The following is a 14,996-nucleotide window of genomic DNA, read 5'->3' as shown; positions in this document are numbered from 1 at the left end:
CGAATGGCTATGACCGATCCCTTGGGTGATATGCTCACCCGCATCCGCAACGGCCAGCAGGCGAAGAAGGACTCCGTCCTTTCGCCCGCGTCCAAGCTGCGTGCGAACGTGCTCGAAGTGCTCCAGCGCGAAGGCTACATCCGTGGCTACAGCGAGGACGCATCGGGCAAGCACCCGGCGCTGCGGATCGAACTGAAGTATTTCGAAGGCGAGCCGGCGATCAAGCATGTCGCTCGCGTCTCCAAGCCGGGCCGCCGCGTCTATTCGGGCAGCAAGGAGCTCCCGACCGTACGCAACGGCCTTGGCATCACCATCGTCTCGACGCCCAAGGGCGTGCTCTCGGATGCCGAAGCACGCACCCAGAACGTCGGCGGCGAAGTGCTGGCGGAGGTGTTCTGATGAGCCGCATCGGCAAAAAGCCGGTCGCTATCCCGAGTGGCGTGACCGCCGCTATCGAGGGTGACACGCTCACCGTGAAGGGGCCCAAGGGCACCCTCTCGCTGGGGCTCAGCGACCTCATCGACTACAAGGTCGAAGAAGGCGAAATCCAGGTCAACCCGGCCAACGACACCAAGCAGGCGCGGTCCTACTGGGGCATGCAGCGCACGCTGGTCTCGAACCTGGTCGAAGGCGTGACCGAAGGCTTCACCAAGGTCCTCGAGATCACCGGTGTCGGCTACCGTGCGCAGGCGCAGGGCAAGATGCTCAAGCTCCAGCTCGGCTATTCGCACGACGTCGACCTCCCGGTTCCCGAAGGTCTCGAAGTGAAGACGCCCGACCAGACCACCGTGGAGATTTCCGGCATCGACAAGCAGGCCGTGGGCCAGTTTGCCGCCGAAATCCGCCGCTGGCGCAAGCCTGAACCCTACAAGGGCAAGGGCATCAAGTACCGCGGCGAATACGTCTTCCGCAAGGAAGGGAAGAAGAAGTAAGATGGCCAAGCTTTCCCTCTTCGAACGTCGCCGCCGCCGCGTGCGGACCGCGATCAAGAGCCGTGCGGGCGATCGTCCGCGCCTGTCGGTGCATCGCACCGGCAAGCACATCTACGCGCAGATCATCGACGACAAGGAAGGCCGCACCGTGGCCGCCGCGTCGACGCTCGGGGCCAAGGCCTCCGGCGCCAATGTCGATGCTGCCGTCAAGGTGGGCAAGGACATCGCCGCCGCCGCCAAGAAGGCCGGTGTAACCGCCGTCGTGTTCGATCGCGGCGGGTTCCTGTTCCACGGCCGCGTGAAGGCGCTGGCCGATGCCGCCCGCGAAGGCGGGCTGGAGTTCTGATGATGGCTGACGAAAACAACAACGAACAACCGCAGGTCGAAGAGACCGCAGCGACCGAAGCACCGGCGGAAACCGTCGAGGCTCCGGCGGCAGAAGCTGCTCCGGCTGACGAATCTCCTGCGGCAGAGGCCGAGCAGCCGCGCCGTGGCCGTGGTCGCGGTGGCGAGCGCGGTGAAGGTCGCGGTCGTGGCCGTGGTCGTGACGACCGCCGTGGCAACCGCCGCGAGGAGGAAGACGACGGCATCATCGAGAAGCTCGTCCACATCAACCGCGTCAGCAAGACGGTGAAGGGCGGCAAGCGCTTCGGTTTCGCTGCACTGGTTGTTGTCGGTGACGGTTCGGGCCGCGTTGGCTTCGGTCACGGCAAGGCCCGCGAAGTGCCGGAAGCGATCACCAAGGCGACCGCTTCGGCGCGCAAGAAGATGATCCGCGTTCCGCTCAAGGAAGGCCGCACGCTGCACCACGACGGCAACGGCCGTTTCGGCGCCGGCAAGGTCACCGTACGCACCGCGCCTCCGGGTACCGGCATCATCGCCGGTGGTCCGATGCGCGCCGTGTTCGAGAGCCTGGGCGTGGCAGACGTGGTGACCAAGTCGGTCGGCACCAGCAACCCCTACAACATGATCCGCGCCACTTTCGCCGCGCTGCAGGACCAGACTTCGCCGAAGTCTGTTGCCCAGCGTCGCGGCAAGAAGGTCGCCGACCTGCTCGGTCGCGGCGGCGCATCGGAGGCCGAGGCTGAAGCCGACGCCGCCGCGATTGCGGAGTAAGCAAGATGGCCAAGGGTAAAACCATCAAGATCCGCCAGATCGGTTCGCCGATCCGTCGGCCCGAAGCCCAGAAGAAGATCCTGATCGGTCTGGGCCTGGGCAAGATGCACCGCGAAGTCGAAGTGGCGGACACGCCCGAGACCCGCGGCGCGATCGCCAAGCTGCCGCACATGGTGGAAGTGGTCGAATAATCTCCGTCGCATCCCGCAGGGTCGGGTGCGACATTAGCGCGAAACAAAGCGAAAGCGAGTGCACACAATGAAACTGAACGACATCCGCGACAACGAAGGCGCCCGTCACCGCAAGATGCGCGTGGGCCGGGGCATCGGTTCGGGCAAGGGCAAGACCTCGGGTCGCGGCCAGAAGGGGCAGAAGGCTCGCTCGGGCGTGGCCATCAAGGGCTTCGAAGGCGGCCAGATGCCGCTGCACATGCGCCTGCCGAAGCGCGGCTTCAACAACCCCTTCGCCAAGGACTATGCCGAAGTGAATCTTGGCATGGTGCAGAAGTTCATCGACGCCAAGAAGCTCGACGCCAAGAAGGACATCGACCACGCTGCGCTCAAGGCCGCCGGCCTCGCACGCGGCGGCAAGGATGGCGTCCGCCTGCTTGGCAAGGGCGAACTCAAGGCCAAGTGCAAGTTCGTCGTCGCCGGTGCCAGCAAGGGCGCGATCGAAGCGGTCGAAAAGGCTGGCGGTTCGGTCACCGTGACCGCGCCGAAGGCCGAAGCTGCCGCCGACAAGGGCGAATAATACCGACAAAATAGCGAGTGCAGGGTTCGACATCGGGTCCTGCGCTCCCTATGTAACCTTCCCAAGCCGGGAGGGACCTGCAAAGTCCCTTGGCGTAGAGCAGGAATTGCGGGTTTTTCGATGGCATCCAGCGCCGACAACATTGCGAGCAACCTGAGCCTCGCGAACTTCTCCAAGGCCACCGAACTCAAGAACCGCATCTGGTTCACGATCGGCGCGCTGATCGTCTTCCGCTTCCTCAGCTTCGTGCCGCTGCCGGGCGTCAACCCGCTGGTGCTGTCGCAGCTCTACAGCCAGACACAGGGCGGCATCCTCGACCTGTTCAACACATTCTCCGGCGGCAGCCTTTCGCGCATGAGCCTGATTGCGCTCGGCATCATGCCATACATCACCGCCTCGATCGTGGTTCAGCTGGCCGCTTCGCTCCATCCCGCGCTTGCCGCGCTGAAGAAGGAAGGCGCGACCGGTCGGCAGAAACTCAACCAGTACACCCGCTACGGCACGGTGTTCCTGTGCGCGATCCAGGGCTGGTTCCTCGCTTCGGGCCTCGAAGCCTACGGCGCATCGAGCGGGCTGCAAGCGGTCGTCATCCCGGGGATCACGTTCCGTATCGTCGCGGTCATCAGCCTCGTCGGCGGGTCGATGTTCCTGCTGTGGCTGGGCGAACAGATCACGTCGCGCGGGATAGGCAACGGCGTGTCGCTGATCATCATGGCGGGCATCATCAGCCGCTTCCCGAGCTTTACCGCAAACCTGTTCGAAGGCGGTCGGTCGGGTTCGATCGGGCCGTTCGTGATCATCGGCTTTGTCGGGATGATCGTCGGCCTGGTGGTGTTCATATGCTTCATGGAGCGCGCCCAGCGGCGCCTGCTGGTGCAATATCCCAAGCGCGCGAGCGCCAAGGGCATGATGCAGGCGGATCGCAGCCACCTGCCGCTGAAGCTCAACACCGCTGGCGTGATCCCGCCGATCTTCGCCAGCTCGCTGCTGTTGTTGCCGCTGACGATCACTCAGTTCGCGGGTGAGGGGATCAATGCCGATTCGACGGCCGGCACGATCATCAACACGCTCAATTTCTACCTGCGCCACGGGCAGCCGCTCTACATGCTGCTCTACGCATCGGGCATCATCTTCTTCAGCTTCTTCTACACCGCCGTGGTGTTCAACCCCGAGGAGACTGCTGAGAACCTCAAGAAGAACGGCGGGTTCATTCCCGGCATCCGCCCCGGCAAGCGCACGCAGGACTATCTCGATTACGTGCTGACCCGCATCACCGTGGTCGGCGCGCTGTACCTGACGCTGGTCTGCGTCATCCCGGAATACATGATCGCGCAGACGGGCATCCCGCTGTTCCTCGGCGGCACGAGCCTTTTGATCGTGGTCAATGTCACGGTCGATACGATCAGCCAGATCCAGTCGCACCTGCTGGCACACCAGTATGGCGACCTGATCAAGAAGGCGCGGCTCAAAGGGCGGCTGCGGTAACAACGAAAACAAGTTTGGGGGCGAGCTAGACGTGAACATCATCCTCCTCGGACCGCCAGGGGCGGGCAAGGGCACCCAGGCACAGCGGCTCGTCGATGCCCACGGAATGCGCCAGCTCTCGACCGGCGACATGCTGCGCGCCGCAGTCAAGGCAGGCACTCCCGTGGGGCTCGAGGCCAAGGCGGTGATGGAGCGCGGCGAGCTGGTTTCCGACGAGATCGTCAGCAAGCTGATCGACGCCGAGCTGGCCGCGATGGGTCCCGATACCGGCGCGATCTTCGACGGCTATCCGCGCACCGCCGCGCAGGCGCACTCGCTCGACGAAATCCTCGCCGGGCGCGGGCGCAAGCTCGATCATGTGATCGAGCTGGAAGTGAACGAGGATGCACTGGTCGAGCGGATCACTGGCCGGTTCACTTGCGCCAAGTGCGGCGAGGGCTACCACGACACATTCAAGCTGCCCAAGGTCGAGGGGGTGTGCGACAAGTGCGGCAGCACCGAGTTCAAGCGCCGGCCCGACGACAACGAAGACACCGTGCGGACCCGCATGGCTGAATACCGCGCCAAGACCGCGCCGATCCTGCCGATCTACGAAGCCCGCGGGATCGTTACTCGGGTCGACGGGATGGGCGAGATTGATGCGGTTACGCAGGAAATCGAGGCCGTCCTCGCCGGTTGACACTTTCCCCTCCCGACCGCTCATGAAATAAGGCCGGGCAATGGGAGGCTCTCAAATGATCCGTACAACAATGAACCGCGCGCTGCTGGGTAGCTTGGCAACGCTGGCAGCCGCTGCCGCACCGCCGACCTCCGCAAAGGTGATCAAAAGCGAAGCGAATATGTTCGTCACGCGCGACAGCGCGACGGTAAAGGCCGCGCCGCTCGAGACCTGGCTGATGCTGATCAAGCCCGCCGAGTGGTGGAACAGCGCGCATACCTGGTCGGGCGATGCCGCGAACCTCACGATCACCCCGCAGGGCGGCGGCTGTTTCTGCGAGCGGATCCCGGAAGAGCCGACCGCCAACAGCGCCGGGCTCGCCGGGAGCGCGCAGCACATGACGGTCGTGCTCGCCGAACCGCTCAAGGCGCTGCGGATGCGCGGTGCGCTGGGGCCATTGCAGAGCGAGCCGGTGACGGGAGTGCTGACGATTACCCTTCAGCCGACCGACACTGGCGGCACCAAAATCGTGTGGGAATACGTCGTCGGCGGGCAGATGCGCTATCCGGTCGACGTCATCTCCAAGGCGGTCGACGGAGTGATGAGCGAGCAGCTCGACGGGCTCGCCGCGAAGCTCGGCAGGGTCGATGCGCCCAAACCGCCGCCCGAACCGGAGGCGGCACCGGCCGCCGCGCCGGATGACAAGCCCGATGCGCAGGAGCCCAGCGGGCCGACCGACGTCGGGGCCGCACTCGACGCGATGGCGGCGAAGAAGCAGCCGGAAAGCGATACGCAGTCACAGGGCCGTTAGCGCGACAGGGGAAAGCCGGTTGGCCCTCGCTTTGACGAAGCCGCGATTGCGGTGTATCACACCCCTTGCAACCACTGCAGCGGAGCCCATATCAGGCCTCGCTGTCGGATTGCGCGCGAATGCTGTTGACGGGGCTGGCGAATCCCCTTAAGCGCGCCAATCATTCGACAAGGCGGGACGAGTCCGGCAGGCGGCAGCCATATTGCACGCCATCCGGGCTTTTTGCCGTCGCGGTAGTCGCCGGAATTCCGGTGTCTGCAGGTTGAAACAAACAGCGATGAGATGGGGTCCTCCATTTTGGACAGGTCCCTGTGGAGCATGGAGAACTAAGTGGCTCGTATTGCCGGGGTAAACCTCCCCACAAACAAGCGCGTGATTATCGCGCTCACCTACATTCACGGGATCGGACGCACGACCGCCGTGAAGATCGCCGACAAGCTGGGAATCGATCACAGCCGCCGGGTCCAGGACCTGACCGACGCGGAAGTGCTGCAGATTCGCGAGACGATCGACGCCGATCACAAGGTGGAAGGCGACCTGCGTCGCGACACCGCGATGAACATCAAGCGGCTGATGGACCTGCGGTCCTATCGCGGCCTGCGTCATCGCAACGGCCTGCCCGTTCGCGGACAGCGCACGCACACCAACGCCCGGACCCGCAAGGGCAAGGCCAAGCCGATCGCCGGGAAGAAGAAGTAAGCCCCGGGCCCGCCCCGCAGCTTACCTGCTTCATCCGCTGACTAGTTAGAGGAATATCGACATGGCACGCGAACCCGGCCGAGTAAGGCGTCGCGACAAAAAGAACATCTCAAGCGGCGTTGCGCACATCAACGCCAGCTTCAACAACACCATGATCACCATCACCGATGCGCAGGGCAACGCGATCAGCTGGTCCAGCGCCGGGATGATGGGCTTCAAGGGCAGCCGCAAGTCGACGCCCTATGCCGCCCAGGTCGCTGCCGACGATGCCGGCAAGAAGGCGGCCGAACATGGTGTGCGCACTCTCGAAGTGGAAGTGAAGGGCCCGGGTTCGGGTCGCGAAAGCGCGCTGCGCGGCCTCGCCGCCGTCGGCTTCACGATCACTTCGATCCGCGACGTTACGCCGATCCCGCACAACGGCGTGCGGCCGTCGAAACGTCGTCGCGTCTGATCCGTACCTGCCCGGCGGGGCGCTGAGCTCCGCCGCCATTCACGGACCGGACGCGCCATCCAGCGCAGCCGGTCCTGCCCGCATTTGAACCCAGGGGAAATCCATGTCCGTCAACACCAAGAACTGGCAGGAACTCAAGAAACCCAATGCCCTCGACGTCAAGGAAGGCGCCAAGGGTCGCAAGGCAACCTTCGTTGCCGAACCGCTCGAGCGGGGCTTCGGCCTGACGCTCGGCAATGCGCTGCGCCGCGTGCTGCTCTCCAGCCTTCAGGGCGCCGCGATCACCTCGATTAAGATCGAGAACGTGCTGCACGAATTCTCTTCGCTTGCCGGTGTGCGCGAGGACGTGACCGACATCGTGCTCAACGTGAAGCAGATCGCCCTCAAGATGGAAGGCGAAGGCGCCAAGCGCCTGCAGCTTTCGGCCACCGGCCCTGGTGAAGTCACCGCCGGCGACATCGCCGTGTCGGGTGACATCGAGGTTCTCAACAAGGACCTCGTGATCTGCCACCTCGACGAAGGTGCGACGCTGAACATGGAGCTCACCGCCGACACCGGCAAGGGCTACGTCCCCGCGGTCGGCAACCGTCCGGTCGACGCGCCGATCGGCCTGATCCCGGTCGACTCGCTGTATTCGCCGGTCCGCCAGGTCAGCTACAAGGTCGAGAATGCTCGCGTGGGGCAGGAACTCGACTTCGACAAGCTGAGCCTGACGATCGAAACCGACGGCACCGTCACCCCGGAAGATGCGATCGCCTATGCCGCACGCATCCTGCAGGACCAGCTGACGCTATTCGTCCACTTCGAAGACGGCATCCCGCAGCCGCAGAGCGCCATGATCGGCGTGGCCGCGCAGCCCGAAGAGAGCGACACCAACCAGCTCAACCGTTACCTCCTCAAGAAGGTCGACGAGCTCGAGCTGTCGGTGCGTTCGGCGAACTGCCTCAAGAACGACAACATCATCTACATCGGCGACCTGGTCCAGAAGACCGAGGCCGAGATGCTCCGCACGCCAAACTTCGGCCGCAAGAGCCTCAACGAGATCAAGGAAGTCCTGAGCTCGATGGGTCTGCGCCTCGGCATGGACATCCCCGGCTGGCCGCCGGAGAACATCGAGGAAATGGCCAAGAAGCTCGAACAGGAGCTGCTGGGCTGAACGGGTTCCGGCGGCGCACCTCCCAAGTAACGGGAAAGCGCCGCCAGCACTGGGCTACCTAGGACGGGCCCTTTTCGAACGTCCGATCCCATCAGGGAAAGTGGGAACCGGTTTCCCGCCCGGATGGGTCGGCAAAGAAGGAAGATTTGAAATGCGTCACAAGATTTCAGGCCGCAAGCTGCAGCGTAAATCCGGCCACCGCGCCGCGCTGCTGCGCAACCTCGCCACTGCGCTGGTCAAGCACGAGCAGATCCTCACCACCACGCCCAAGGCGAAGGAACTGCGCCCCTATGTCGAGAAGCTGATCACGTTGGCGAAGCGTGGCGGGCTCTCCAATCGCCGGCTGGCGATGAGTCGCCTCGGCGACGAAACCCAGCTCAAGAAGCTGTTCGAGGTTCTTGCCGAGCGTTACTCGGATCGTGACGGTGGTTATACCCGCGTGATCAAGGCCGGCATTCGCGGCAGCGACGCGGCCCCGATGGCGATCATCGAACTGGTCGACCGCGACATCGACGCCAAGGGCCAGGATTCGGGCCCGGTGATGAGCGACGAGGAAGACTTCGAAGACGCCTGACGCCAGCGCTCAGGGCAAACCAGACAAGTGGGGCCGCGGAGGGAGACTTTCGCGGCCCTTTGTTTGGTCTCCATCCTGACGTTCAGAAAAATGGTTACAAACCTGAACGATCGCTGCACTGGCAATTCAGCGTCGCCACACCGCCCAGCGCCTAACCAAACCTCACAAGACGGCGAATCCCTTGCCGTCCGAACGTGAGGACAGACCCATGAAGACCACGACCAAGGCACTGGCCAAGGGTACGATTGCGACCGTCGCGGCTGGCGCGATGGCGCTGGCTTCGGCAACCCCGGCAACAGCGCGCGACCGCGACGGACACCACGACGGCATTGGTGCCGGTGAAGTGATTGCCGGAGCGCTGATCATCGGCGGGATCGCAGCGATTGCGTCCTCGGCCGGCAAGAGCCACAACCGCGACTATCGTTACAACGACTACCGCTACAACCAGGGTTACGGCTACGATCGCGGCTATGGCGATCGTAGCGGGCATAGTCGCTACGGCTCGCGCGATGCCGTGCAGCAGTGCGTATATGCCGCGCAGCGCAACGCCAGCCGGTATCGCGGCGATGCGCGGGTGACCGACATCCGCAAGGTCAAGCGCAACCGCGACGGCTACCGCATCGAAGGCCGCATTGCCGTCAACACCCGCAACGCCGATTGGCGGCGCGGCTGGGGCAACGACTATCGCGGCTACGACAATCGCTATCGGGGTTGGGATAGCGGCAAGTTCCGGTGCGATGTGCGCTATGGCCGGGTGGTAAACCTCGACTACCGCGGGATTCGTGGCCTCTGAGGCTCATCCACACCGGGGGCGGGCGGTTCAGGCTGGTGCAAGCCTGGACCGCCTAGTCTCGCCGCATGATACGGCTTCGTGCCGCTCGCCTCCGCTTGGGGAGTTTTTGTAAATGAGCACATTCTTTCGTTTCGCATCGGCGGGTGCGCTGCTGGCCAGCGCATCGCTCGCCGCCACCCCGGCGCTGGCGGCAGAGCTGCCGCGCGCGCCGCAACACCATGACTTGGCCGCCATCGGCGCGTTCGATGCCGCTTCGATCAACGCCCACGACTACGGCCGCTGGGGCCATCGCCACCACGACCGGATCGATGCCGGCGACGTGATCGGCGGGCTGCTGGCGGTGGGGATCGTCGCTGCGATCGCTACCTCGATCGGCAATTCGTCGAAGAACAAGGATCGGCCCAACAACGATTACCGCTACCCGGACAATCGCTATCCCGACGATCGAACACCGGAATACCGCAGCCAGCCTGACAGCCAGCGTTATGACAGCGGCAATGGCCTCAGCCAGGCAATCGACACCTGCACCGGGACGGTCAACCGCGACGGGGTAGTCGACTCTGTCGATTCGGCTTCGCGCAACGGCGAAGGCTGGGTGGTCGAGGGTCGCTTGCGGACCGGCGGCACGTTCACCTGCACCGTCGGCTCCGACGGGCGCATCGACGGGGTCGACTACGGCAATCGCGGCGCGCTCAACGATCGCCAATGGAGCAACGAGCGCTATGCCGAGGCACGGCGCGCGCAGGACAATGCCCCGGCCAACGCGGACGCAATGCCGGCCTATCCCGGTGGCCCGGTGGGCGACCAGTCTGCGCAAGGCGATATCAGCGGCTGAACCCGCCTTCGATCAGGCTGGCGGTTCGTCCGGCTCGCGATAGGCGGGCAGCGCGAGCCGCCAGTGGATCGCCGCCCCGCGCAAGGCAAACCCGGCGATCCATGCACCACCCCAGGTGAGCGCGTTGGGCAACCCGAGCATCGCGCCGGCCACCGTCAGCACCGCGGATAGCGCCGCGGCGGTGACGTAAAGTTCGGGCCGCATCAGGATCGACGGCTCGCCGGCGATCACGTCGCGGATCACCCCGCCGGCACATCCAGTGACAACTCCGAGCACGGCAGCGGGCAGCGGCGCGACCCCGAACGCCAGCGCCTTGGCCGCACCCAGCACCGCAAACGCGGCGAGTCCCGCCGCGTCGGCCCATTCGAGCAGTTCGCCTTCCCACCACCGACGCGGGGTAAACCATGCGACCAATGCCGTGGCGAAGATAACGCCCGCCGCGTAGGGGCTGCGAAGCCAGAACGCCGGTGCGCCCAGCAGCATGTCGCGCAAGCTGCCGCCGCCTACGCCGGTGACCAGCGCAAAAAATGCCATCGTCACGAACGTCTGCCGCAAGCGCGCGGCGAGTAGCGCACCGGTCAGCGCAAACACGGCTGTCCCTGCAAGATCGAGCATCGGGGGCAGGGCAGGGGCGAGCACTGCGTGCCTTAGGCGCCGGTAAGTTCGCCAATTGCACCCGCAGCCGCGATGCAATCGAGATCGCCCCATTCGGGACCCATCACCTGCATCCCGCACGGGAGCCCGCCGGTTTCGCCGACGGGAACGACGGTCGACGGCAGGTGGGGAAAGGTCGCAAGGCCCGCCCACGCAAGCGCATCTGCAAACGCGCTGTCCTTGCCATTGATCGTGATCCGCCGCTCGGTGATCGGAGTGGCATCGTGTTCGTAGGCGACGAACGGCAGCGGCGGCGCGAGGACGAAATCGTATTCGGTAAACAGGTCTGCCCAGGCGTAGCGATTGCGCGCCTGCTCATCGAGCAGCAGGTAGTAATCGGCCAGCGTCATCGTTTGGCCGCTGGGCCCCGGTCGCCCGCGCGCCATCGCGGTGTTGAGCAGCCGCATATAGTTGGCGTGCTGCTCGGCAAGGTCGGGCAGAAGGTCGCTCTTGCGCTTGACCGTCGCCCCGGCGGCTTCAATCATTGCAATCGCAGCTTCGATCGGATCGCGCACCGACGCATCGACTTCGCTCACCGGGTGCTCGATCAGGGCAAGGAAGCGCATGTCCTTGAGCGCCTTCGCTTTGCGCAGCAGGGGTCGTTCGGCGGTCACGTCGAGCAGCAGCTCAAGATCTTTCGCCGAGCGCGCGAGCGGCCCGGCCACAGAGAGCGGCCCGTCGTGCACGTCGCGCCCGCCCGCAGCCGGGTGTGCGTGCCCGCGGCGGCTGATCAACCCGAAGGTCGGCTTGTGCCCAAACACCCCGTTGAAGTGCGCCGGGTTGCGGATCGAGCTGCCGATGTCGCTGCCGTATTCGGCGGGTACCATGCCCGATGCCAGCGCGACCGCTGAGCCGCCCGACGAGCCGCCTGAAACGCGCGAGTGGTCGTGCGGGTTGTTGGTGCGACCATAAACGGGGTTGTTCGATTGCAGGTCTGCAAGATCGGGCGGGACGTTGGTCTTGCCGACGATGATTGCCCCTGCGTCCTTGAGAAGCCGGACCACGCGGGAATCGTTTGCGACGACGTAGTCCTTGAATTCAAGGTGCCCGAAGGTTGTTGGCAGCCCGGCGACATTGAAGCTTTCCTTCACGGTCATCGGCACGCCGAACAGCGGACGATCTTCGGCCGATTGACCGTCCAGCGCCTTCGCGGCTTCGCGCGCCCGGTCGTAGTCCTTCACGATCACCGCGTTGAGCGGGCCGTTGAGTTCCTCGATCCGGGCGATGCACGCCTCCACCGCTTCGAGCGGCGACAGCGCGCCGGAACGGACCTGGGCGGCGACTTCGCTCGCGCCGGGTTCACTGGTCAGTTTGGGAATCACGCATCTCTCTCCTGCTTTTGTCGCAGGAATGGGCGCAATCCGCCCGCTACGTCAAACCCGTTGTCGCAGTCCCTGTGTTCGCTCAGATATGGATCGGCTTGCCCTGCACGCCCATAGCGGCTTCCTTGACCGCTTCGGAATGCGTCGGGTGTGCGTGGCAGGTGTAGGCGATATCCTCGCTGGTCGCGCCGAATTCCATTGCTACCGCGGCTTCCGCGATCATCGTTCCGGCAACGCTTGCGATGCACCACACGCCCAGCACACGGTCGGTCTCCGCATCGGCGATGACCTTCACGAACCCGTCGGGCTCGTGGTTGGTCTTCGCCCGGCTGTTGGCCATCATCGGGAACTTGCTGGTCTTGACCGCACCGCGATCCTTGGCTGCTTCCTCGGTCAGGCCGACCCCGGCGATCTCGGGCCAGGTGTAGACGACGCTGGGGATCACGTCGTGGTTCACGATGCCCGTCTGCCCGGCGATGTTCTCCGCCACGGCGATGCCTTCGTCCTCGGCCTTGTGCGCCAGCATCGGGCCGGGGATCACGTCGCCGATTGCCCACACGCCGTCCACCTTGGTGCGGAAATCGTGGTCGGTTTCGATCTGCCCGCGCCGGTTGGTTTCGAGGCCGATCTTGTCGAGCCCGAGCCCTTCGGTGTTGGGTTTGCGCCCGATCGAGACCAGCACGCAGTCGGCTTCGAGCGTTTCCGTATCGCCGCCGCCGGCCGGTTCGAGCGTCAGCGTCGCCTTCTTGCCCTTGACGGTGCAGCCGGTGACCTTGGTGCCGAGTTTGAACACGATCCCCTGCTTCTTGAATATCTTGTTGGCTTCCTTGCGCACGTCGCCGTCCATGCCCGGCAGAATCTGGTCGAGGAATTCGACGCAGGTCACTTCCGCCCCGAGCCGCCGCCACACCGAGCCGAGCTCGAGCCCGATCACGCCGCCGCCGATTACGACCATCTTTCTGGGCACTTTCGCCAGTTCGAGCGCGCCGGTCGAATCGACCACGACCTGCTTGGCGTTGTCGACTTCGACCCCTGGTAGCGGGGCGACCGAGGAACCGGTGGCGATGACCACGTTCTTGGCCGTGACCTTCTCGCCGCCGACTTCGACGGTGTGCGCATCGACGAAGCTGGCGTACCCCTTCTTCCAGTCGACCTTGTTCTTCTTGAACAGGAACTCGATGCCCTTGGTCAGCCCGCCAACCGCGTCGAGGCGCTGCTCGTGCATCTTGGGCAGGTTGAGCTTGGGGGTCACGTCGATCCCCATCGCCGCCATCGCGCCGCCGCTCGCCGCTTCGAAATACTCGCTGGCATGGAGCATCGCCTTCGAAGGGATGCAGCCGACGTTGAGGCAAGTGCCGCCGAGCGTCTCGCGCCCCTCGGCGCAGGCGGTCTTCAGCCCCAGCTGCGCCGCGCGGATCGCGGCCACATAGCCGCCGGGCCCGGCACCGATGACGAGGACGTCGTAGTCGTATTCAGCCATTATTCGTTCCTCAGAGGTCGATCAGGATCCGGGTGGGATCTTCGATCGCTTCCTTGATGGTCTTGAGTGCAGTCACCGCTTCGCGGCCGTCGATCAGCCGGTGGTCGTAGGATAGCGCGATGTACATCATCGGGCGGATCACGATCTCGCCATTGCGCACGACCGGACGGTCTTCGATGCGGTGGAGGCCGAGCACGGCGCTCTGCGGCGGGTTGATGATCGGGGTGCTCATCAGGCCGCCGAACACGCCGCCGTTGGAGATCGTGAAGGTGCCGCCCTTCATGTCTTCCATCGTCAACGTGCCGTCGCGCGCGCGCTTGCCGAAATCGGCGATGTCCTTCTCGATCTGCGCGAAGCCCTTCTTGTCGGCATCGCGCACCACCGGGACGACCAGCCCGTTGGGCGCGCTCACCGCCACCGAGATATCGACGTAGTCGAAGTAGACGATCTCCTCGCCGTCGATCTGGGCGTTGACCGAAGGGATGTCCTTCAGCGCAAGGCATGCCGCCTTGGCAAAGAACGACATGAAGCCGAGCTTGATGTCGTGCTTCTTGGCGAACACGTCCTTGTACTTCTCGCGCGCTTCGATGACTGCGCTCATGTCGCAGTCGTTGAAGGTGGTCAGTAGGGCAGCAGTGTCCTGCGCGCTCTTCAGGCGCTTGGCGATCGTCTGGCGCATCCGCGTCATCTTGACGCGTTCCTCGTTGCGGCCCGGAGCGGTCGCGGTTGCTGCAGGGGCCGAAGCGGAGGCAGCTGCCGCAGCGGGCGCCGCACTGCCGCCCTTCTTGGCTTCGGCGGCGGCGATGACGTCTTCCTTGGTCAGCCGCCCGTCCTTGCCGGTGCCCTTGATCTGCGTCGGGTCGACCCCGTGTTCGAGCACTGCGCGGCGCACCGCAGGCGAAAGCGTCTGGGTGCTTTCCGGATCGTGGATCTTGGCCTGTGCGGGCACGGTGTCCTCGATCGTCTCGTTGTCGCTGCTCGCGGGAGCCGCAGGAGCTGGCGCGGGAGCGGCGGCCTTCGCCGGGGCAGCAGCCGCGCCGCCTTCCTCGACCGTGGCGATCACCGCGCCGACTTCGACCGTATCGCCGACGGCGACCTTCTGCTGGCCCATCACACCCGCGATGGGGGAGGGCACTTCGACCGCGACCTTGTCGGTCTCGAGGCTGGCGATCGGTTCGTCGACCGCGATCGGATCGCCCGGCTGCTTGAGCCATTCGCCGATCGTCGCTTCGGTGACCGATTCACCCAGCGTGGGGACTTTGACTTCCTGTGACATCGTG

The 14,996-nt window shown here is 64.8% G+C and carries 19 protein-coding genes; 15 read left to right on the top strand and 4 right to left on the bottom strand.

What is annotated here, in order from left to right; genetic code table 11:
- Window positions 1–3 precede the first annotated feature (3 nt).
- The 15 genes from rpsH to CJO11_RS05450 all read left to right on the top strand — a co-directional run bounded on the left by rpsH (window position 4) and on the right by CJO11_RS05450 (window position 10,260).
- A complete protein-coding gene (rpsH, locus tag CJO11_RS05520) occupies window positions 4–399 on the top strand; it encodes a 30S ribosomal protein S8 (RefSeq protein WP_095011820.1) in 396 nt (131 codons plus the stop codon).
- Entirely contained in the window at window positions 399–932 is a 534-nt protein-coding gene (gene rplF, locus CJO11_RS05515; protein ID WP_095011819.1) for a 50S ribosomal protein L6, read from the top strand. The genes rpsH and rplF overlap by 1 nt, the downstream gene beginning before the upstream one ends.
- A 1-nt stretch (window position 933) precedes the next feature.
- Entirely contained in the window at window positions 934–1,278 is a 345-nt protein-coding gene (gene rplR / locus CJO11_RS05510; RefSeq protein WP_095011818.1) for a 50S ribosomal protein L18, read from the top strand.
- Window positions 1,278–2,048 (top strand): 30S ribosomal protein S5, encoded by a 771-nt coding sequence (gene rpsE, locus CJO11_RS05505; protein WP_095011817.1) that lies wholly within the window; start codon window positions 1,278–1,280, stop codon window positions 2,046–2,048. The genes rplR and rpsE overlap by 1 nt, the downstream gene beginning before the upstream one ends.
- A gap of 5 nt (window positions 2,049–2,053) precedes the next feature.
- Window positions 2,054–2,239, top strand: coding sequence for a 50S ribosomal protein L30 (gene rpmD / locus CJO11_RS05500; protein ID WP_095011816.1), 186 nt, complete (start codon window positions 2,054–2,056; stop codon window positions 2,237–2,239).
- A 67-nt stretch (window positions 2,240–2,306) separates the two neighbouring features.
- Window positions 2,307–2,798, top strand: a complete 492-nt coding sequence (gene rplO / locus CJO11_RS05495; RefSeq protein WP_095011815.1) for a 50S ribosomal protein L15 — start codon at window positions 2,307–2,309, stop codon at window positions 2,796–2,798.
- Between the two features lie 120 nt (window positions 2,799–2,918).
- Window positions 2,919–4,283: a preprotein translocase subunit SecY gene (secY, locus tag CJO11_RS05490; RefSeq protein ID WP_095011814.1), complete on the top strand. Its 1,365-nt coding sequence runs from the start codon at window positions 2,919–2,921 to the stop codon at window positions 4,281–4,283.
- A gap of 31 nt (window positions 4,284–4,314) precedes the next feature.
- Window positions 4,315–4,962, top strand: a complete 648-nt coding sequence (locus tag CJO11_RS05485; RefSeq protein WP_095011813.1) for an adenylate kinase — start codon at window positions 4,315–4,317, stop codon at window positions 4,960–4,962.
- A gap of 55 nt (window positions 4,963–5,017) precedes the next feature.
- Window positions 5,018–5,752, top strand: coding sequence for an SRPBCC family protein (locus CJO11_RS05480; protein WP_240504577.1), 735 nt, complete (start codon window positions 5,018–5,020; stop codon window positions 5,750–5,752).
- A 330-nt stretch (window positions 5,753–6,082) separates the two neighbouring features.
- On the top strand, window positions 6,083–6,451 hold the full coding sequence (gene rpsM, locus CJO11_RS05475; protein WP_095011811.1) for a 30S ribosomal protein S13: 369 nt from the start codon (window positions 6,083–6,085) through the stop codon (window positions 6,449–6,451).
- A 61-nt stretch (window positions 6,452–6,512) separates the two neighbouring features.
- Window positions 6,513–6,902: a 30S ribosomal protein S11 gene (gene rpsK, locus CJO11_RS05470; protein WP_090478760.1), complete on the top strand. Its 390-nt coding sequence runs from the start codon at window positions 6,513–6,515 to the stop codon at window positions 6,900–6,902.
- Window positions 6,903–7,005: 103 nt separating this feature from the next.
- Window positions 7,006–8,058 carry a DNA-directed RNA polymerase subunit alpha gene (locus CJO11_RS05465; protein WP_095011810.1) on the top strand — a complete coding sequence of 351 codons (1,053 nt, stop codon included), beginning with the start codon at window positions 7,006–7,008 and terminating at the stop codon, window positions 8,056–8,058.
- A 151-nt stretch (window positions 8,059–8,209) separates the two neighbouring features.
- Complete coding sequence (gene rplQ, locus CJO11_RS05460) at window positions 8,210–8,632, top strand: 50S ribosomal protein L17 (RefSeq protein ID WP_095011809.1); 423 nt, start codon at window positions 8,210–8,212, stop codon at window positions 8,630–8,632.
- A 208-nt stretch (window positions 8,633–8,840) separates the two neighbouring features.
- Window positions 8,841–9,425: a hypothetical protein gene (locus CJO11_RS05455; protein ID WP_095011808.1), complete on the top strand. Its 585-nt coding sequence runs from the start codon at window positions 8,841–8,843 to the stop codon at window positions 9,423–9,425.
- Between the two features lie 112 nt (window positions 9,426–9,537).
- Window positions 9,538–10,260: a hypothetical protein gene (locus tag CJO11_RS05450; RefSeq protein ID WP_095011807.1), complete on the top strand. Its 723-nt coding sequence runs from the start codon at window positions 9,538–9,540 to the stop codon at window positions 10,258–10,260.
- A gap of 12 nt (window positions 10,261–10,272) precedes the next feature.
- Here CJO11_RS05450 and CJO11_RS05445 read toward each other — a convergent pair whose 3' ends face one another.
- The 4 genes from CJO11_RS05445 to odhB form a co-directional block, all read right to left on the bottom strand.
- Window positions 10,273–10,875, bottom strand: coding sequence for a trimeric intracellular cation channel family protein (locus tag CJO11_RS05445; protein ID WP_095011806.1), 603 nt, complete (start codon window positions 10,873–10,875; stop codon window positions 10,273–10,275).
- Window positions 10,876–10,907: 32 nt separating this feature from the next.
- Complete coding sequence (locus CJO11_RS05440) at window positions 10,908–12,236, bottom strand: amidase family protein (RefSeq protein WP_095011805.1); 1,329 nt, start codon at window positions 12,234–12,236, stop codon at window positions 10,908–10,910.
- An 82-nt stretch (window positions 12,237–12,318) separates the two neighbouring features.
- Window positions 12,319–13,716, bottom strand: a complete 1,398-nt coding sequence (gene lpdA / locus CJO11_RS05435) for a dihydrolipoyl dehydrogenase (protein WP_095011804.1) — start codon at window positions 13,714–13,716, stop codon at window positions 12,319–12,321.
- Between the two features lie 10 nt (window positions 13,717–13,726).
- Complete coding sequence (gene odhB, locus CJO11_RS05430) at window positions 13,727–14,992, bottom strand: 2-oxoglutarate dehydrogenase complex dihydrolipoyllysine-residue succinyltransferase (protein ID WP_095011803.1); 1,266 nt, start codon at window positions 14,990–14,992, stop codon at window positions 13,727–13,729.
- Between the last annotated feature and the right edge of the window lie 4 nt (window positions 14,993–14,996).

Origin of the sequence: Tsuneonella mangrovi, from assembly GCF_002269345.1 — a bacterium.
Taxonomy (GTDB): Bacteria; Pseudomonadota; Alphaproteobacteria; order Sphingomonadales; family Sphingomonadaceae; genus Tsuneonella; species Tsuneonella mangrovi.
The sequence above is the reverse complement of the archived record's forward strand: the minus strand, read 5'-3'. Positions and strand labels throughout refer to the sequence as shown.